Origin of the sequence: Streptomyces sp. CA-288835 (assembly GCF_050936385.1) — a bacterium.
Lineage (GTDB): Bacteria > Actinomycetota > Actinomycetes > Streptomycetales > Streptomycetaceae > Streptomyces.
In genome coordinates, this window is sequence record NZ_JBNJMW010000001.1 from 823,143 (window position 1) to 840,522 (window position 17,380).

Annotated in this window: 15 protein-coding genes and 3 pseudogenes; 12 read left to right on the plus strand and 6 right to left on the minus strand. The window is 68.9% G+C overall.

The annotated features are described in order from the left end of the window. Nucleotides 1-299: 299 nt before the first annotated feature. The 3 genes and pseudogenes from ACQEVY_RS03835 to ACQEVY_RS03845 form a co-directional block, all read right to left on the minus strand. Nucleotides 300-485 (minus strand): annotated as a pseudogene (locus tag ACQEVY_RS03835) (transglutaminase domain-containing protein); the annotation flags it as partial. 44 nt (nt 486-529) lie between these two features. After that, a pseudogene (locus ACQEVY_RS03840) lies at nt 530-805 on the minus strand (response regulator); the annotation flags it as partial. Nucleotides 806-857: 52 nt separating this feature from the next. After that, a complete protein-coding gene (locus tag ACQEVY_RS03845) occupies nt 858-2,168 on the minus strand; it encodes a sensor histidine kinase (RefSeq protein ID WP_432944788.1) in 1,311 nt (436 codons plus the stop codon). Between the two features lie 255 nt (nt 2,169-2,423). Here ACQEVY_RS03845 and ACQEVY_RS03850 point away from each other — a divergent pair, with 255 nt between their 5' ends. The 7 genes from ACQEVY_RS03850 (at nt 2,424) to ACQEVY_RS03880 (ending at nt 7,874) form a co-directional block, all read left to right on the plus strand. After that, entirely contained in the window at nt 2,424-2,636 is a 213-nt protein-coding gene (locus ACQEVY_RS03850) for a hypothetical protein (protein ID WP_432944790.1), read from the plus strand. Continuing rightward, complete coding sequence (locus tag ACQEVY_RS03855) at nt 2,633-2,767, plus strand: hypothetical protein (protein WP_432944792.1); 135 nt, start codon at nt 2,633-2,635, stop codon at nt 2,765-2,767. Before ACQEVY_RS03850 ends, ACQEVY_RS03855 begins: the two co-directional genes overlap by 4 nt. After that, nucleotides 2,767-2,907 carry a hypothetical protein gene (locus ACQEVY_RS03860; RefSeq protein ID WP_432955050.1) on the plus strand — a complete coding sequence of 47 codons (141 nt, stop codon included), beginning with the start codon at nt 2,767-2,769 and terminating at the stop codon, nt 2,905-2,907. The genes ACQEVY_RS03855 and ACQEVY_RS03860 overlap by 1 nt, the downstream gene beginning before the upstream one ends. Before the next feature lie 341 nt (nt 2,908-3,248). Beyond that, on the plus strand, nt 3,249-3,932 hold the full coding sequence (locus ACQEVY_RS03865) for a transposase family protein (RefSeq protein WP_432944794.1): 684 nt from the start codon (nt 3,249-3,251) through the stop codon (nt 3,930-3,932). A gap of 376 nt (nt 3,933-4,308) precedes the next feature. Next, the gene (locus ACQEVY_RS03870; RefSeq protein ID WP_432944796.1) at nt 4,309-5,499 is read left to right on the plus strand and encodes a serine hydrolase domain-containing protein; all 1,191 of its coding nucleotides are present in this window, start codon (nt 4,309-4,311) and stop codon (nt 5,497-5,499) included. 436 nt (nt 5,500-5,935) lie between these two features. Further along, the gene (locus tag ACQEVY_RS03875; RefSeq protein ID WP_432944798.1) at nt 5,936-6,229 is read left to right on the plus strand and encodes a hypothetical protein; all 294 of its coding nucleotides are present in this window, start codon (nt 5,936-5,938) and stop codon (nt 6,227-6,229) included. Nucleotides 6,230-6,317: 88 nt separating this feature from the next. Beyond that, entirely contained in the window at nt 6,318-7,874 is a 1,557-nt protein-coding gene (locus ACQEVY_RS03880; RefSeq protein WP_432944800.1) for an alpha/beta hydrolase, read from the plus strand. Between the two features lie 373 nt (nt 7,875-8,247). On the opposite strand, the gene ACQEVY_RS03885 is transcribed toward ACQEVY_RS03880, so the two are convergent. Next, the gene (locus ACQEVY_RS03885; protein ID WP_432944802.1) at nt 8,248-8,763 is read right to left on the minus strand and encodes a LysR substrate-binding domain-containing protein; all 516 of its coding nucleotides are present in this window, start codon (nt 8,761-8,763) and stop codon (nt 8,248-8,250) included. Nucleotides 8,764-8,897: 134 nt separating this feature from the next. Beyond that, the gene (locus tag ACQEVY_RS03890; RefSeq protein WP_432944804.1) at nt 8,898-9,146 is read right to left on the minus strand and encodes a LysR family transcriptional regulator; all 249 of its coding nucleotides are present in this window, start codon (nt 9,144-9,146) and stop codon (nt 8,898-8,900) included. 203 nt (nt 9,147-9,349) lie between these two features. On the opposite strand from ACQEVY_RS03890, the gene ACQEVY_RS03895 reads away from it, so the two are divergent. The 5 genes from ACQEVY_RS03895 (at nt 9,350) to ACQEVY_RS03915 (ending at nt 15,906) form a co-directional block, all read left to right on the plus strand. Then, nucleotides 9,350-9,658, plus strand: a complete 309-nt coding sequence (locus ACQEVY_RS03895) for a hypothetical protein (RefSeq protein ID WP_432944806.1) — start codon at nt 9,350-9,352, stop codon at nt 9,656-9,658. A gap of 325 nt (nt 9,659-9,983) precedes the next feature. Next, complete coding sequence (locus ACQEVY_RS03900) at nt 9,984-10,451, plus strand: GntR family transcriptional regulator (RefSeq protein ID WP_432944808.1); 468 nt, start codon at nt 9,984-9,986, stop codon at nt 10,449-10,451. 4 nt (nt 10,452-10,455) lie between these two features. After that, nucleotides 10,456-11,388 carry an ABC transporter ATP-binding protein gene (locus ACQEVY_RS03905; RefSeq protein ID WP_432955052.1) on the plus strand — a complete coding sequence of 311 codons (933 nt, stop codon included), beginning with the start codon at nt 10,456-10,458 and terminating at the stop codon, nt 11,386-11,388. Next, nucleotides 11,385-12,440 carry an ABC transporter permease gene (locus tag ACQEVY_RS03910; protein ID WP_432944811.1) on the plus strand — a complete coding sequence of 352 codons (1,056 nt, stop codon included), beginning with the start codon at nt 11,385-11,387 and terminating at the stop codon, nt 12,438-12,440. Before ACQEVY_RS03905 ends, ACQEVY_RS03910 begins: the two co-directional genes overlap by 4 nt. A gap of 112 nt (nt 12,441-12,552) precedes the next feature. Next, the gene (locus ACQEVY_RS03915) at nt 12,553-15,906 is read left to right on the plus strand and encodes a S8 family peptidase (RefSeq protein WP_432944813.1); all 3,354 of its coding nucleotides are present in this window, start codon (nt 12,553-12,555) and stop codon (nt 15,904-15,906) included. Between the two features lie 223 nt (nt 15,907-16,129). Here the strand turns inward: ACQEVY_RS03915 and ACQEVY_RS03920 are convergent. Continuing rightward, a pseudogene (locus ACQEVY_RS03920) lies at nt 16,130-17,175 on the minus strand (flavin-containing monooxygenase); the annotation flags it as partial. Nucleotides 17,176-17,380: the final 205 nt, after the last annotated feature.

Genomic DNA, 17,380 nt, shown 5'->3' on the forward strand with positions numbered 1-17,380 from the left:
GTGGCTCGGTGTTCGGCGCTTGTGATGCGGTATCCGGTGCTCCCGGCAGCTCTGCGGGTGTCGCAGCTGGCGCGCTCGCAAGCGTGGCACTTCGGTGACCGATGGCCGGTGCGCGCCGCGGTGTTTCCCCGTCCGAGTGGCGCCTGTCGGGGTTGCGCGGGGCGTGCTCGCTGTCGGACTCGGAGTCGGACTCGCTGTACCGGGCCGGAGTGACGGTGAGGTGGTCGACCCCTCGTCCGGGGCGGCGGTGCTGGGAGCGGGCAGGGGGTTGAACGCGGCTCAGCCGAGATGCTCGAATTTCACCTCACCCCAGGCGGTGGCGTTGCTTCCCGCACGACGTAACCGGCTCCCGGCTGCTGCTTCCCCGCAGTGAAACCGACCACGACCCTGGCGGGCAGGTGGAGAACCCTGGCGGCGAGGACGAAGGTCACGGAGAACGCGGTCGCCGATCCACGGCGTTCGGTCAGGAACCGTCCGACGGCGCCATAGGACGCGTCGTTCTCGGCCGTGGGAACATACGTGGAGTTCCTGTGGCGAAACTCTGCTCGACGTACGCGGACAGCACGAGTACAGCAAGATCGGGCCGTCGGCGCCGGGCCTCGACCGCGGCGACGATCCCTCGTCGGTGTGGGCCGGCGGCATCCGTACGTCGAGGATGGCGACGCCCGGCTTGTGCACGTCGATGGCAACCAGCGCCTCGTCGGGGGTACCCGTGGTGGCCACCACGTCGAGCCCCTCGGCGCGCAGCAGCAGGGCGAGCCCCTCACGCAGCAGGGGATTCGTCCTCGGCTGTCACGATCCGCATGTCAGGCTCCACAGGATCCACAGGTCGGGCTCCACAGGCCGGGCTCCGGTCGTCACGATCCACAGGGAAGATCCACTGTCAGGACGGTCGGGCCACCAGGCGGGCTGGTCAGGGTGAGGCCGCCGTCGTGCGCCGCGATGCGGCGACGGATGCCGGTAAGCCCGGAGCCGCCGTCCTCTCCTCCGGCGCCGAAAGCCCGGGAGTTGCCCCCGGCGCCGCCCCTGCCATCGTCCTCGACGGACAGTACGAGTCGGCCCCCGCCGCCGCGTGCCGTGACGACGGCGTGCCGGGCGCCGCTGTGCTTGGCGATGTTGGTCAGGGCCTCGGCGACCACGAAGTAGGCGGTCGCGTCGACGGAGGCGGCGCGGCGTTCGGGCACGTCCACGTCGATCCGGCAGGGCACCGCGCAGTTCGCGGCGAGACCGGCGAGCGCGCCCGCGAGGCCTCGGTCCGCCAGCACCGGCGGCAGGATGGCGCGGGCGACGGTACGCAGCTCGGCCAGCGCCTGTTCGGCGGCGGACTGGGCGCGTTCCAGGAGTTCGTCGGCGCCCGCCGGATCGCGGGTCGCCATGCGGCGGGACGCCCCGATCAGCATGGCGACGGAGAGGAGCCGGTTCTGCGCACCGTCGTGCAACGAGCGTTCGATGCGGCGCAGTTCGGTGGCGTGGGCGTCCAGGGCGGCGGCACGTGTGGCGGTCAACTCCGCGACGCGCAGGGACAGATCGACGTCGGGACCTGCCGACAGGAGCCGTCGCCCGAGGCCCGCCTGGAGCCGGGCCATACGGGGCGTCAGCCCCAGGATGATGGCGATCCAGCCCACACCCAGCAGCGTCACGGCGACGGCTTCCGGCCAGGTGTGCGCGTTTCCGATGCCCACGGAGGTGGCAGTCGCGTCCTCGGGCATGAACGTCCAGTACAGCGGGAAAGCGGTGTCCCGCACCGCGAAGACCGGGAGCAGGACGCCGAGCAGGCCGAGCAGCGCCCCCACGGTGGAGTGCCGGACCAGCCAGCCCAGTTCGCGGCAGGTGGTGCGGTCGACGAGGGCGGCCCGCAGCCGCGTGGGCGGGGCCTCCGGGGCGGCGACCTCGGGGCCCCAGCGGGCGAGCCGGCCGCGTTCCCGGTCAGCCAGGGCGTGCAGGGTGCGCAGGAGCGCGGGTGCCATGAGCAGCCCGACGCCGACGACGCTCGTCGCGGCAGTGAAAGTCAGCCACAGCAGCAACAGGATGGCGAGCAGAGCCGTGTTGAGCCCGGACGCCAGCTGGGCGATCGACACATCGGCAGCGCTCAGGCTCCGTAGCGCGATGCCCTTGAAGCTCTCGCGGCTCTCGCGCCGGTCTGCCGCTCCACTCCTGCCCGCCGTCATGTGAACGACCCTATGCCGCCACAGAATCCGGATGAACGCCGTACTTATCCACGGACAAGTTGTCCGTGGCAAACCATGCGATGCAGGCGAGTTCGCCGTCACCCAAGCGGCGGGGCAGTACAGCCTGCTGTACCCCGAACCGGGCGGGCTGCGGGATCGGCCGCCAGAGGTGCTGATCCATAGCGTCGGTGACGACAGCAGGAACGGCACACGGCCACCGCAGAGCCACCCCACAAGACTTCGGGAGCAGCCCCCATGCAGCACACGACGACCCCCGGTCCCACCGACCGGCTCAGCTCCGGAGACATCGCCCGTACCCTGCTCTGGATGGTGGTGGTGGCCAGCGCGCTCGCCAACATGGCGGCCTCCTTCGGCGGCGCCGACACCTGGGTGCACCTGGTGTGCGGCGCGATCACCGTCCTGTGCGCAGGCACTCTCGTCGTACGGAACCTGCGCGGTCGGCGATGAACGCCGCCAACACTGCCGTCGGCGCCCCCGCCATGGCTCTGGTGGGCGTCAGCACGGCCTACCCGGGCGGCGTACGCGCCCTCGACGACGTGTCGTTGACCGTGTTCAACGCGGCACCTTCCTCGCCGTGATGGGGCCCTCGGACTCCGGCAAGACCACGCTTATGCACTGTGCCGCCGGGCTCGACTCCCCGACGTCGGGAAGCGTTCTGCATCGACGGTCACGAGATCGCCGGCTGAACGAGTCCCGCCGTACCCAACTGCGCCAATAACGCGTCGGGTTCGGGTTCCAGGCTTACGAGCTCGGGGGAAGTTTCGATCACCCCCGTTCGGGCCGTGACATGAGAAGGACCGCACGGATTGGCTGGGTTGTGAAGCTGACCTGGGCCCGTGCGGTCTGTTCCCATCCTGCTCTGTCTGGTGTCTCCCGCGCACATTTCGGCGAGTTGTTCGCCGAACTCGCCGGACCGTGGGAAGCGGCCCGCCAGTCCGCGCTGCGTGCGGCACGGGGTGGCCCGGATCGGCGGGCGGAAGGGGCTGGGCGCAAGCCGAAGCTGGTCTTCTTCGGCTGCTGGTCACCCTGGTCCATCTGCGCCATCAGCTGCCCCACGCAGTGCTCGCCGAGCTGTTCGCCGTGGACCGCTCCACCGTCTCCGAGGCCGTCCGTCAGGTCCGTCCGCTCCTCGCCGCTCGCGGGTTCGCCGTGCCCGACCGGGCGGGACTGCGGCTGAAGACCCTGGCGGAGGTCTTCGCCTGTGCCGAGGCCGGGGGCGTCGAACTGCGGATGGACGGGGCCGAGACTCAGGTCCGCCGCCCTCAGGCCGGGCGCCCGGGCCGCCGGGCGCTCGTCTCCGCCAAGCGCAGGCAGAACACCATCAGGACCACCACGTTCAGCGACGGCCAGGGCCGCACGCTGCTGTCCGGCGCGGTACGGCCGGGCCGCATGCACGATCAGACCGCCCTGCGCACCGCAGGCATCGCCGAGCAGTTCCGGACCCGTCCCACGGTCAAGGCCAAGGTCGACTCGGGGTACCAGGGACTGGCCAAGCAGTTCCCCGGCCAGGTCAGCGCACCGCCGAAGAAGCCCGCGGACGAGGCGTGCGACGGCGACAAGTACGCCTGGCAGGAGGCCAGGCGCCGCCAGTCCTCGGCCCGGATCTGCGTCGAGCACACCCACGCCGAGCTCCGCCAGTGGGCGCCCCTGCGCAGGTTCACCGGACGGCGCGACACCTACGCCGAGACCCACCCCGCGATCGCCGGTCTCGTCTCCGACCGATCCACCCAGCGCGCAACCTGATCCCCACCCTCTCCATCGAGGACAGCATCACGCTGCCGCTGAGGCTGGCGGGCCGACGGCGGATCGCGACTGGCTGCGGACGCTGGCGGAGCGGGTCGCACTGGCCGGCCAGCTGAGCCATCGGCCTGGCGAAACTATCCGGCGGCGAGCAGCAAGGGGCGAGCATGCGAAGGCTCTGGTGGGGACGGTTCTCTCTTGGTCGAAAACCCATCCACCAGGGCCGGGGCCCGGTCAATACAGCAGGCGCTACCCATTCCGGGGTGGCCGCACCCCCACCGGTCGGCCCGCCTGCTTGATCGTGGCGCACGGACGGAGTTCCTAGCGTGATGGTCATGTCAGGGCAGTGGCCTGAACGAACGCAAGGAGTCCGCGACCGATGAAGACCGAACTCATCTCCCGTGTGGTGACCAGGACATTGGCAACCGCGCTGGCCAGTATCGCCCTGGCAGTTCCCGCCGAGGGCGCGACCGCAGCCGTTTCGGTGCGCGGCGGGACGCACCACGCGTCAGACAGCACGGCGCTGCAGGCACACGTGGACACCATCATGAAGACGGGTACCGTCGGGGTGGTGGTCCGCTCGACCGGACCACACGGTACCCGGAGCGCCATCGGAGGGGTGGCCGACCAAGCAACTGGGGACCGTGCACGTCCCGGCGACCGGTTCCGGATCGCCAGCACCACCAAGACGTTCGTCGCCACGGTGGTGCTGCAACTCGTCGCCGAGGGACGCCTGTCGCTGGACGACACCGTGGAGCACTGGCTGCCCAAAGTGGTCTCCGGCAACGGCAACGACGGCAGCAAGATCACCGTCAGGCAGCTGCTCCAGCACACCAGCGGACTGTTCGACTACACGGCGGACTTCCCCGAGTTCGCCAGCAAGGCCGGCTACCAAGCCAACCGCTACGCCACCTGGACCGCCGAGCAGCTGGCCGCCATCGGCATGCGGCACGCCCCGAATTTCCAGCCCGGCACCGGCTGGAGCTACTCCAACACCAACTACGTCCTCGCCGGAATGATCATCAAGAAGATCACCGGGCACGACTGGACCCAGGAGGTCACCGCGCGAATCGTCCGCCCGCTGGGCCTGTACGACACCCTCGCCCCGACGACGGACCCGCGGATCCCCGGCCGCCACCTGCACGGCTACTCCGCCTTCGACGAGGCGGGTCCGGAGATCGACGTCACCGCCCTCAACCCTTCCGCCGGGGGCGCGGCGGGCGCCATGATCAGTACGACGGCCGATCTGAGCCGCTTCTACCAGGCGCTCCTGGGCGGCAAGCTGCTGCGCCCAGCGCAGCTGGCGGCGATGAAGACGACTGTACGGGCCTCGGAGCTGGATCCCGGGTGGGCCGGCGCGCGCTACGGCCTTGGCCTGATGGAGGTCCCGCTGTCCTGCGGCGGTGTCTACTACGGTCATGGCGGCGACATTCCCGGCTACACGACCCGCAATGGATTCAGCGCTGACGGCCGCCGTGGCGTGGTCCTGAACGCGTCCGGCGACGGCTCCTCGGACTCGTCCAGCCAGCAGACCCAGAACGACCTGATCGACGACGAGCTGTGTAGGTGAGGATCAGCTGACGCGCGAGAACCAACCGTGTGAGAACAGCTGATCAGGCTGTGACGGCACCCGCTTCGGAGCCGTCACAGCCATTCCCGCCCGTATCGGGTCCGACGTGCCGTCGGCGCCGTGATCCGAGGCAGTGCCCGGCAGTATGCCGGGCACTGCCTTTCGTCGTCCCCTGTATCTGCCCTTCGCCCGCGACCGGCTCCACCAGGCGGCAAAGCCACGACGTACGGGCGGTGGCCCGAGTCCCGGGGTAGTGCCACGTGCTGGGGGTACCAGTCACGCTGCCGGTGGCCGGGCCGCCCGGCAAGCCGTACCAGCCCGCCGTCGCGCAGGTCGGCGACCTGCTGCACTACGCGATCATGTGTGACCAGTGGGAGCGCCGCAGCCAGGGCAAGGGCTCCAAGGGGCAGCGGTACTACGACTGGGCTGGTTCGACGTGGTCCTGCCCGGCCAGGAGCCCGCCGACGGCTTTGCCCATCATCTGCTCATCCGCCGCTCCACCAGGAAGAAGCAACTCGCGGGCGGGCGCGTGGACTTCGAGTACGCCTACTTCCTCGTGCACCACCGCCGCGACGCCGCCTTGCCGGAGGCCGTGTGCCGGGCCGGAGTGTGCTGGAAGATCGAAGAGAACAACGAGCAGGCGAAACAGATCAAGTACACCAACGATGCTTTGTTGTCCATACCGCTGCCTGTCCCACATCCCGGTAGCCAGGGGGTTAGCTTGTCCTGACCATGATTTTTATGGTCGATCTGTGTCTTCAAACAATTCCCCTCGCAACGGTCGGCACCGAGGCCACCGTGTGCGCACACTGCCTGCCTTGGTTGCCGCCGTCGCGCTCGGTGTCGGCGCTGTGACCATCATGATCCAGTCGGCCGAGGCCACAGCGACGCATCCATCGACGCTTAAAGCGACGCATCCATCGACGCTTAAGTGGGGCGCGTGCCCCACGGACGCCCCGGCGCCGCAGCAATGCGCCAGGCTCAAGGTGCCGCTGGACTACAAGGATCCGGAGGGACAAGCGATCGCGATCGAAGTGTCCCGGATCCCTGCAGCCGACCCGAAGAAGCGCAAGGGCGTCCTGATGCTCAACGGCGGGGGCCCAAGCTCCAGCCTGGACGTTCCTACCGCGATGGGCAGTCTCCTGCCTGAGGCAGTGCGAGACAGCTACGACCTGGTCGCTTTCGACCCTCGCGGCATCGGGCACAGCACTCCGATGAACTGCGGCCGGGACGCCGATGAACTCGTCCGCGATGAGCAGCTGGAGGTACTGTCCTTCCCAGGTGCGGACGGTTCGATCAACGCCAACGTGGCATACGCCAAGCGGATGGCCCACCAGTGCGCAGCCAACTCAGCTGGCCTGTTGCCGCACTTGACCACTGCGAACGTCGCCAAGGACATGGACCGGATCCGCAGCGCGCTCGGAGAGCGCTCCGTTTCCTACTACGGCATTTCCTGGGGCACCTACCTGGGATCGATCTACCGAGCGCTGTTTCCCGAGAATGTCGACCGAGTGGTGCTCGACAGTTCGGTCGACCCCAACAAGCGCGGCTACGACGACTTCCGTACATTCAGCGAAGCCATGGAGGACCGCTGGCCCGATCTTGCCCGCTTCGCGGTCGCCCACAAGGACACAGTCGGTCTCGGCAGCACGCCCCGTGACGTGCGGCGAAACTACCTTGCCCTGGCGGCCGAGCTCGATCGTCGTCCCGTCTCGCTGCCGGGCACCAAAGCCCCGATCAACGGCAATCTCATACGGTTCTTCACCTGGCAGCTCTCGTACAGCGACGCGAGCATGATCGCGACGAAAGAGTCGCCGGTGCCCATGCTGGCCCGGCTGTGGCAGGCCGCAGCCGGCGTCGCAGCAGGAAATCCCAGCGACGCCGACCGTACCTTCCTCACGGAACTGACCAACGACTTCGTCGCCAACGGCACGATGGCGGGAGTTCCGCAAGACAATCTCTATTCAGCGGGCTGGGCGATCAGCTGTGGGGACAAGGCCTGGCCACGCAACATCAGGACTTATGCTCACAACACCGCTGTCGACCGGGCGAAGTTCCCACTCACGGCGGGTGCTCCGGCCAACATCACGCCCTGTTCAGCCTGGGTCTCGCAACCAACCGGCCCGGAGCCGAAGGTCAAACCCATTGGAAAGCGCAATGTACTGATTCTGCAGAATCGACGTGACCCGGCCACTCCGCTTAGTACCGCTCGTGGCATGCGCCAGGCAACGGGTGGCGATGCAGTCTTGGTCGACGTCGACGCAGGGGGCCACGGAGTGCTGGTTCATCCTGAGCCGAATGCCTGCGCTATAGGCGCCTTGGACGCCTTCTTTGTCTCGAATGAACTGCCGCGTGGCGACACGTCCTGCACGTAAGAAGCTGTTGCCTTTTCGATCTTGAGTGGTGTCCATCGGTGGAAGTCTCGACCGGGTGATTACGGCCCGTCGGGCAACTGAGCTCCTACCAACCTGGTTGTGAGGTCGAGGGGTTGCGGTGACAGGGCAACGAAGCCCCAGGTAGATGAGTAGTCGACCAACAGCAGCCTTCTCCCCCTAGCCTCAATACCGTGACTCTGTTGGTGATCTTCAGGAGTCATCCGGTCGCTGCGGTGCAGAGGGCGTGCAATCGGCTTGACTCGACCTGCCGGTGACCAGGGTCGACAAGCTCGGGTAGCGCGATGGCCAGCACTCCGTTGCGACGAGGGACTTGCAGGCGAAGGTACGTTGTTCGCGCGCACGTCGACGAGTGTCAGGCCGTCACGACCGCCGTCGTATGTTCCGTGGCGTGACGCACGAACCTCGCCACATTGGGAGAGATCGCGGACGTCGCCCAGGTGATCCACAACTGGCTGGGCGACAGCCCGACGACCGGTAAGACGGTGATCCCAGCCGGCAGGTGCTCAGGCACGCGTGCAGCGGGAAGGAATCCGACGCCCTGACCCAACCTGATGCTGCCGATGAACTGAGCAGTGTCATGCACCACCGGGCCAGGCTGCCAGTCGTAGTCGGTGAGGTCCGTGCCAAGCCAGTACTTCATTTCAGCCGGCGTGAGATTTGACCAGACCGGAAATGATTCGCCCGCAAGTTCACTGCGATGGATCGCCTCACGCCCGGCAAGCGGATGAGTGTCTGGGAGCACGGCGACGCGAGGGTCGGTCCGGATCAGATCGCTGTCCAGGTCGCGAGAGTCGAAGGGAGCGCGCAGCAGCGTGACGTCCGCCTCACCAGCGCGCACCTGATCAGCCTGGACCCGCCAGTCAACCATGCCTCCTCGCGCGGGGAGCTCACACGGAAGCCGCTCATTGTAGGAGGTCACGAGCTGTTGCAGGACGTCGATGTCGCACCCGCGTGCGGTCACTCGAAGCTGCGGTCCCTCCCGTCCGTACCTGGCTACCCGGGTCAGTGCGGCATCGGCTGATTCGACCAGGCTGCGAGCTCCTGGCTGAGCATCCGGCCGGCCTCGGTCAGTTCGGTCCCATGCGGGGCCCGGACGAACAATGCCGTCCCGACCGCGCCCTCCAGGGACCGGATCGCACGCGACAGCGCGGGCTGCGTCATGCCCAGATGTTCGGCCGCCTTCGTGAACGTACCTTCGTCGGCCACCGCGAGTAAGTAGCGCAGATGCTTGAGATCGATGTCGAACCGCACCCAACCAGCTTGCCACTCCTGCGGCTATGCCGGTGAGGCATACCTCGATGCCCTGCCGGCTTTGGATCTCTCAGTCTCGCTCGGATTGCATGAGGAGAGTTGGAACGGCCGACTCCATAAGGTACGAGAGCTGCTCCACCTTCTGGCACAGCCTGTTCCAGCGGGGCTACCGCCTGAGCGATCGGGCAGAACGGCTCCGGCGGATGTCGCCGAACGACCGCCAGGTCCGCCCTTGGGAACCACAGCGATACGCGGCGGTCTATCCCGAGATCGTCGAAGCCATGTCGCTCTACGCGTCTTCGCACTGGCGCAGCCTCGCACTGGGCGAGGAGGAGCAGATGAGGCTGTTCAAGGCGGAGTTCCATCGACGTCTGCCCCAGGAACGCTCCCTTCGCACCACCGCAAGACACTGGTTTCTCACCGAGATGATCATGACTGCATGGCGCATCGAACTGGCCATCAAGTCCGCCGAGATCAATGAAAACCAGCGGAACTTGCCCGGAGTTGAGTGAGACGCACTGGCGAAACATGTCTCACCCAACTCCGGGCACCTCACGTCATCGCGGCACGGGTGACCGCACCACGAAACCACCGCCCGTCACCGGTCCGAACATCGCTCAATGCGGGGATGCAGCACTCCGTGATCACGGCGTCAGGCGCACTCTTAGCGGCGCTCATCGGTCTCTCCGGCGCGCTCTGGGCGACCATCAGCAACCAACGAAAGCAGCATCAGGCACAGCGCGACGCGTACCTCCCACGCGCTTCTCCTCGTCCCCGGTCGGCATTGACAACCGCCCTCACACCCCTCCATCATCATTCCACTAATCAGATAGTGGAATGGTGGTGGTGATCGTGGAGTACCGCATCGACAGGCGGAGCGGGGTCCCCGCCTTCCAGCAGATCGTGCAGCAGACCAAGCAGGCCCTCCGGCTGGGCGTACTCGTGCCCGGTGACCGGCTGCCCACCGCCAAGGAGGTCGCCGCGACCAGCACGGTCAACCCGAACACCACCCTCAAGGCGTACCGCGAGCTGGAGCGCGAGGGCCTGGTCGAACCGCGACCGGGCCAGGGCACCTTCGTACGCCGCACGCTGGGCCGCCCCGAGACGGGCACCGACTCGCCGCTGTACGTGGAGCTGGTGGCGTGGATGTCGAAGGCGGCCGGGGCCGGTCTGGAGCAGGAGGACGTGGCCGCGCTGGTCGCGTCGGCGATGGAGAAGCAGTACGCCGCCGGGAACGTGGCGGCAACGGGGTCCACGACAACGGGGTCCACGGAGGCCACGACAACTAGGAGCACAGGTGAGTGAAGGTATGTACGCGGGGCAACCGGCGATCGAGGCGTACGGGCTGGGGATGCGCTACCGGCGGGGCTGGGCGTTGCGGGACTGCTCCTTCCGGCTCCCGGCGGGACGGATCTGCGGCCTGGTGGGACCCAACGGGGCGGGCAAGACCACGCTGCTGAGCATCGCGGCCCATGTCCTGCAGCCCACGAACGGCTCGATCAGCCTGTTCGGTGAGGCTCCGGGCTCGGTGGAGTCCGATCGGCGCACAGCGTTCCTCGCCCAGGAGAAGCCCTTGTTCCGCCGCTTCACCGTGGCGGAGACCCTGCGTCTGGGCCGGGAGCTGAACCCCGGCTGGGACCAGCGCGCCGCCGAGGGCATCATCCGCGCGGGCAACGTGCCCTTCGACGCGAAGATCAGCACCCTCTCCGGAGGCCAGCGCACCCGCGTCGCCATCGCCCTCGCCTTCGGAAAGAGCCCCGACCTGCTGATGCTCGACGAGCCGATGTCGGACCTCGACCCGGTCGTGCGCCACGAGATCATGGGCACCCTCCTCGCCGAGGCCGCCGAGCGCGGAACCACCGTGCTGATGTCCACCCACGTCCTCGCCGAACTGGAGAACGTGTGCGACTACCTCGTTGTCGTCTCCGGCGGCGGAGTGCGCCTCGCCGGTGACGTGGACGAGCTGATGTCCGTGCACACCCTGGTCACGGGCGCCAAGGAGGGTGACGGCATGCCTCCCGCCCTCGGGCGCCACACCCTCGTCGAGTCCCGGACCAGCGGACGGCAGTTCACCGCGCTCATCCGCCCCGAGGGCCCGGTCACCGGCCCCTGGGACATAAACGCCCCGAACATGGAGGAACTCCTGCTCGCCTATCTCCGCTCACCCGACGCACCACCGCTGATCACCCCCACCGCCCAGGTCCACGGCCAGGGGTTCGGCACCGGGGCGGTGGCGGCGTGAGCACCTTCACCCGCAGCTCGACCAGCACCTCGACCGGCTCCACGAGCGACGGCAAGAACGGGACCATGAACGCGACCACCACGGAGACCAACCGGCGCCCCCGACTCAGCGGTATGACCTGGCTGGTCTGGCGCCAGCACCGGGCCGCGTTCTGGACGATCCTCGCCGCCACCGCGCTCTCCGTGGCCTGGATCGTCTACCAGCGCGGCCAGCTGGTCGACTTCCTCGACGGTTACGGCTATCCCGGCAAGAGCCTCGACGAGGCGGGCGGCAGGTTCCAGCAGTACAACGACGCGTTCTCCTTCGTCTCCACGGGTCTCCAGGCGATACCCATCCTGCTCGGTGTCTTCCTCGGCGCCCCGCTCATCGCGGGCGACCTGGAGAACGGCACCGCCAAGCTGGTCGCCGCCCAGTCCATGAGCCGGACCCGCTGGCTCGCCACGAAGCTGGCGCTGGCCGGACTGGTGGTCGTGGTGAGCACGGGCGTGTTGTCGGCGGTGTTCGGCTGGTGGTGGAACCCCGTCAAGTCCGAGGCCACGGCGGTCATGGACTGGACCTCGGGCGCCGCGTTCAACACGACGGGCCCAGTGCCTGTCGCCCTCACCCTCTTCTCCGTCTTCGGCGGGGTGGCGATCGGTGTGGTGCTGCGACGCACGCTCGCGGCCATGGTGGTCACCTTCGGTTTCACCGTCGTCCTCCAGCTTGTCTGGGGCTACTTCCTGCTGTCGCTCGGCAACGTCGTCACGGTCACGACGAACAAGGGTGTCACAGGCGAGAACGCGTACCCGTCGCTCCCCCACGACGCCCACGAAATCGATCAGTCGTATGTCACCGGCAGCGGGGATCTGGTGAGCTGGGGCACCTGTTCGGAGTCGCAGACCGACGCGGCACGGCAGGTGTGCCTGGACAAGGCCGATGTCGTGGGCTGGTCGGTGGACTACCTCCCGATGTCGCAGATGAACGCCATGCAGTGGTTCGGGGCGTCGATTCTGTTCGCCCTGACCGCCGGTGTCGTGGCGTTCCTCTTCTTGGGTCGTAAGCGGCTCGTCTGAGTTCGTACGCCCCGCGCCCCTTTGCGAAGGGGAGCCTCTTTCCCCCTCTGTTTTTTGTCCCGTCCGCCGGGCTGCTTCGCCATGCCCGGAAGTCCGGAGAGAAAGGCATGCCTTGAACCACCGAAAGAGGCGCACGGGTGAGGCTTCGGCTCTCGCCCTGTTAACCGCCGCGGCCCTTGCCGCCACCCTGCTCAGCGCGCCGGGAACCCAGGCCGCGCAGACGGGAAGCGGTACGGCCGGAGCCCTCGGCAAGGCCAGGATCGTCACCCTCGTCACCGGTGACCGGGTCACGCTGGACGCCACCGGACAGGTCACCGGTGTGCGGCCCGGCAAGGGTCGGGAAGGCACCGCCTTCCGAATAGCGCGGAGCGCCGACCGCACCTACGTCGTCCCGCGTGACGCCGAGCGGCTCCTCGCGAACGGCACCGCCGACCGGCGGCTGTTCGACGTGACGCAGCTGGTCAAGTGGGGTTACGACGACGCGGCCCGCCCCGACCTCCCGCTGATCGTGACGTACGCCAAGGGCCGCACCCTCACGCCGAGCACGCTGTCCGCCGCCGGAGCCCGGGTCAGCCGGGACCTGCCCAGCGTCAACGGGGACGCGCTGAAGGCCCGTAAGTCCGAGGGCGCCGACCTGTGGGAGACGCTCACCGGCAGCGGGGGGACGGCGCGGGAGAGGTCGGCCGCCGCCGACCGGGTCGAGAAGATCTGGCTCGACGGGAAGGTCGAGGCGGCCCTCGACCGGAGCACCGCCCAGATCGGCGCCCCCGAGGCCTGGGCGGCCGGGTACGACGGCACGGGCGTCAAGGTCGCCGTGCTGGACACCGGGGTCGACGGCACGCACCCGGATCTGAAGGGCCGTATCGACGCGGCGAAGAACTTCTCCGAGGCGGCGGACACCGTCGACCGGGTGGGTCACGGCACGCATGTGGCGTCGACGGTCGCGGGGTCCGGCGCGCACTCCGGGGGGAAGTACAAGGGGGTCGCGCCGGGTGCCCGGCTGATCAGCGGCAAGGTGCTCGACGACGAGGGCGTCGGCGAGGAGTCCGGCGTCATCGCCGGTGCGCAGTGGGCCGTCGCGCAGGGCGCCGAGGTGGTCAACCTGAGCCTGGGCGGCCCCGACAGCCCCGGTGACGACCCCCTCGAACAGGCGGTGGACGAGCTGTCCGCCTCCTCCGGCGCCCTCTTCGTGATCGCCGCCGGCAACGATGGCCCCGCCGCCGGCACCGTCGGTTCGCCGGGCAGCGCCGCCGCCGCGCTCACCGTGGGCGCGGTGGACCGCACCGACGCGATGGCCGATTTCTCCAGCCGCGGCCCGACGGCGGACGGTTCCCTCAAGCCCGACCTCACCGCCCCCGGCGTCGACATCGTCGCCGCGAAGGCCGCCGAGGGCACGGAGGGCGACCCGGCCGCCGACGGCTACGTCTCGATGAGCGGTACGTCGATGGCGACCCCGCATGTCGCGGGCGCCGCCGCGATCCTCGCCCAGCGCCACCCCGACTGGACCGGTGAGCGCATCAAGGCCGCGCTCACCGCATCCGCCAAGCCGACCGCCGGTGTCTCGGCGTTCGCGCAGGGCACGGGCCGTACGGACCTCCCCCGCGCCCTCGGCCAGCAGCTCACCACCAACCCGGCCACCCTCGGCTTCCCCGCCCAGCAGTGGCCGCACACCGACGACCAGCCGGCCACGAAGACGGTCACCTACCGCAACGACGGCGACCGCCCCCTCACCCTCGACCTGAGCACCGAGGCGTACGGCGAGGACGGAAAGCCCGCCGCCGAGGGCATGTTCGAGGTCTCGCCGAAGCAGCTCACGGTTCCGGCGGGCGCCACCGCGACCGCCCAGGTCACCGCCGACAGCGGCGCGGGCACGGCCGACGGCTCCTTCGGCGGCGCGCTCACCGCGACGGACGGAGCGGGTACGACCGTACGGACCGGCATCGGCGTACACCGCGAGATCGAGTCGTACGACCTGACGGTCAAGCATCTCGACCTGCAGGGCAAGCCCGCCAGGCGTTCGGAGACCGGGGTGCAGGGTCTGGACAACGAGATCGGGCAGGCCTACTCCGACGACACGGACGGCGAGTTCACCGTACGGCTGCCCAAGGGGCGTTACAGCCTCGAAGGCCGGATCGACACGGGCGCGACCCCCGACGCCGACTCCGGGGAGCTGGCCCTCCTCCTCAACCCGAAGTTCTCCCTCACCCGTGACACCACCCTCGTCATGGACGCCCGCGAGGCCAAGCCGGTCCGGATCACCGTGCCGGACAGCAGGGCCAAGCACACCGACGCCACCCTCAACTACGGGTTCGAAATCGGCGGGGACCGGTACTTCTCCACGTACCCCATCGGCGACTTCGGCAGGCTGCGCGTCGGTCAGTTCGGGGCCCGGCTTCCGGCGGGCGAGGCGTTCGCGCAGTACAACGGCACCTGGACGCACGGCAGTACGCACTACCGGCCGACCTGGAACCGTACCGGCGACCTGTCGGGCTTCACCGCGAACCTGAAGCGCGGGCAGTTCGCCAAGGTCACGTTCGCCGCCGGTGCGCCCGCTAGGGGCAAGACGGCGACGTTCGCCGCCGCGCCGCTGACTCCGGTCGGCCAGTCGGGCGGCATAAACCCCGACACGCGCTCGCTGCCGGGCGCTTTCACCGAGTACGTCCTGCCGGGCGTGCGGTGGCGGTACTCCGTCGATCAGATCGGAGGCAAGGACGCGGACGGCGAACCGGTGTGGGAGGCCCGCCAGTGGAGCGCGAAGCCCCGCTCGTACAGCGCGGGCAGGCAGTACACCGAGCGCTTCAACACCGGCGTCTTCGGCCCGCACCTCACCGGCCCGCTGACGGACGGCGCGGACCGCCCCGGTGCGGTCCGCGAGGGCGACACCTTCCTCGCCTACCTCCCCCTCTTCTCCGACGGCGCCGGCCATATCGGCGACTCCCCGTACAGCAGGGCCAGGAGCACCCTGTACGCGGGCGGCACGCGGGTCTTCGCCGTGGACACGCCGCTGACCGGCGTCTCGTACGAACTCCCCGCTGCCAAGCGCTCGTTCCGTCTCACCACGGACGTCTCCCGCCCCACCACGCTGTCCTCGGTCAGCACCCGGGTCACCGCCGAGTGGACCTTCACCTCCGCGCACGTCACCGGTGTCGAGCAGCGGCTGCCGCTGTCGGTGGTCCGCTTCACGCCCCGGCTGTCCACGGAGAGCACGGCCAAGGCGGGTACGCGTTTCTCTGTCCCGTTCACGGTCGAGGGCGCGGCCACCGCGCGCACCGCCCGCAAGTTGGCCTTCTCCGTCTCGTACGACGACGGCCGGACCTGGCACCCGGCGAAGGCGGTCGACGGCAAGCGCCTCGACCTGCGTCACCCGGCGAAGGCGGGCGCGGTCTCTCTGCGCGTGACGCTCACGGACGCGGCCGGCAACACCCTGAAGCAGACGATCCACCGGGCCTATCGGACCGTCAAGTAGGCCTCTGTACACGTGTGTTGGTTGGACGCCCGGGTCGGCTTCGGCCGGCTCGGGCGCTCTTGCCGTGAACGGGACCCGCTGACCGTCGGAAAGTGAGAGGGGCCGGAGGGGAGGAGGGGAGCAGCTCGATCAACAGGGAGACGATCGGCACGAACGGCAACATCGAGGCGAGCTCGTCGCGCAGCGCCTTGGCCTTGGCCGGGATGTCCTCGGCCGACAGCGGCTCGGTGCGCCAGCCCATCTCGGCCGCGACCTTGGCGAGGTGCTTCACGATCGCCCCGCTTTCGACGTAGCCCGTGTGCCGGGGCGAGTCGACGAACCTGATACCGCCGGACAGGTCCGGGCGATCGGTACGGATCATGCGGGCGAACCGCTCCGCGTTCGGCAGCTGGTGCCCCGCGTCGTGGATGTAACCGGCGATCAGCTGGGCCTGGGTGTCGAAGAGCCGGTACGCCCCGGAGTTGGCCTCGACGAAACCGACGCCGAACAGCCCCTGGTGCTCACGTGAGAACGACGACAGGTACAGGTCGGGGTGCTGCTCCCGCCGAAGTACCTCTGCGCGACCGGCACCTTGTGGACGTAACCGGTGGCCAGCAGGATCAGGTCGAAGTCGTCACGGGAGCCGTCGGTGAAGTGGACCGTCCTGCCCTCGGTGCGGGCGATCCCCGGTTTGGCGGCGAGGTCGCCGTGCTGGAGATGGTGGATCAGCATCGAGTTGATCGCGGGGTGGGTCTCGAACAGCTTGTGGTCCGGCTTCGGCAGGCCCAGGCGCGTCGGGTCGCCGTTGAGGATCCGCAGGAGGGTGCCGAAGACCCGCTGCGCCAGCCACATCGGCAGGTGCGGCCCGTCGTTGGCAATGGTGTCCACCGGCCGGCCGAAGAGGTGCTTGGGGATGAACCAGTACCCGCGGCGCATGCTGATCGCCGCGTGATCCGCGCTGCGGGCCGCGTCGCAGGCGATGTCGCAGCCGGAGTTCCCGGCCCCCACGACCAGGACCCGCTTGCCGCGCAGTTCCTCCGCGCTGCGGTAGGCGACCGTGTGGCGAACCTCGCCGGTGAAGTTCCCGGGCAGCTCAGGGACGTTGGGGTGCCACTGGGCCCCCGTACACACCACGACCTGGCCGTGCAGGCTCTGCTGTCCGTCGGTCCGGGTGACCACCCAGGTGCCGTCCGCGTTCTTCTCCACGCTTTCGAACTCGATGCGGTCCGTCAGCCGGTAGGCGTCGGCGGAGGCCTTCAGATACGACAGGATCTGCCGATGCGGGGGATACCCCCGCCGAGCCTGCTGCACAGCGGTCGTTGAGTGCGGCTGCATGGCTGGCCGGTCCGAAGGTGTTCCTGGCGCAGGTCCTCACCGTCCTGCAAGGGCCTGCCGAGCTGGCCCACTACGGGGCGGCCGTGTCGAGTCCGGAGGCCAGGTCGGCGGGGAGGTCGTAGCGGGGGCTGTAGTCGAGCCGAGAGCGGCAGGGGCTGTA

Coding starts and splice junctions, on each gene's coding strand:
- ACQEVY_RS03860 (WP_432955050.1), top strand. CDS start 2,767: ATGGGGCCCTCGGACTCCGGCAAGACCACGCTTATGCACTGTGCCGCC.
- ACQEVY_RS03885 (WP_432944802.1), bottom strand. CDS start 8,763: ATGGTTGACTGGCGGGTCCAGGCTGATCAGGTGCGCGCTGGTGAGGCG.
- ACQEVY_RS03870 (WP_432944796.1), top strand. CDS start 4,309: ATGAAGACCGAACTCATCTCCCGTGTGGTGACCAGGACATTGGCAACC.
- ACQEVY_RS03895 (WP_432944806.1), top strand. CDS start 9,350: ATGTCGCCGAACGACCGCCAGGTCCGCCCTTGGGAACCACAGCGATAC.
- ACQEVY_RS03855 (WP_432944792.1), top strand. CDS start 2,633: ATGAACGCCGCCAACACTGCCGTCGGCGCCCCCGCCATGGCTCTGGTG.
- ACQEVY_RS03900 (WP_432944808.1), top strand. CDS start 9,984: ATGGTGGTGGTGATCGTGGAGTACCGCATCGACAGGCGGAGCGGGGTC.
- ACQEVY_RS03845 (WP_432944788.1), bottom strand. CDS start 2,168: ATGACGGCGGGCAGGAGTGGAGCGGCAGACCGGCGCGAGAGCCGCGAG.
- ACQEVY_RS03905 (WP_432955052.1), top strand. CDS start 10,456: ATGTACGCGGGGCAACCGGCGATCGAGGCGTACGGGCTGGGGATGCGC.
- ACQEVY_RS03850 (WP_432944790.1), top strand. CDS start 2,424: ATGCAGCACACGACGACCCCCGGTCCCACCGACCGGCTCAGCTCCGGA.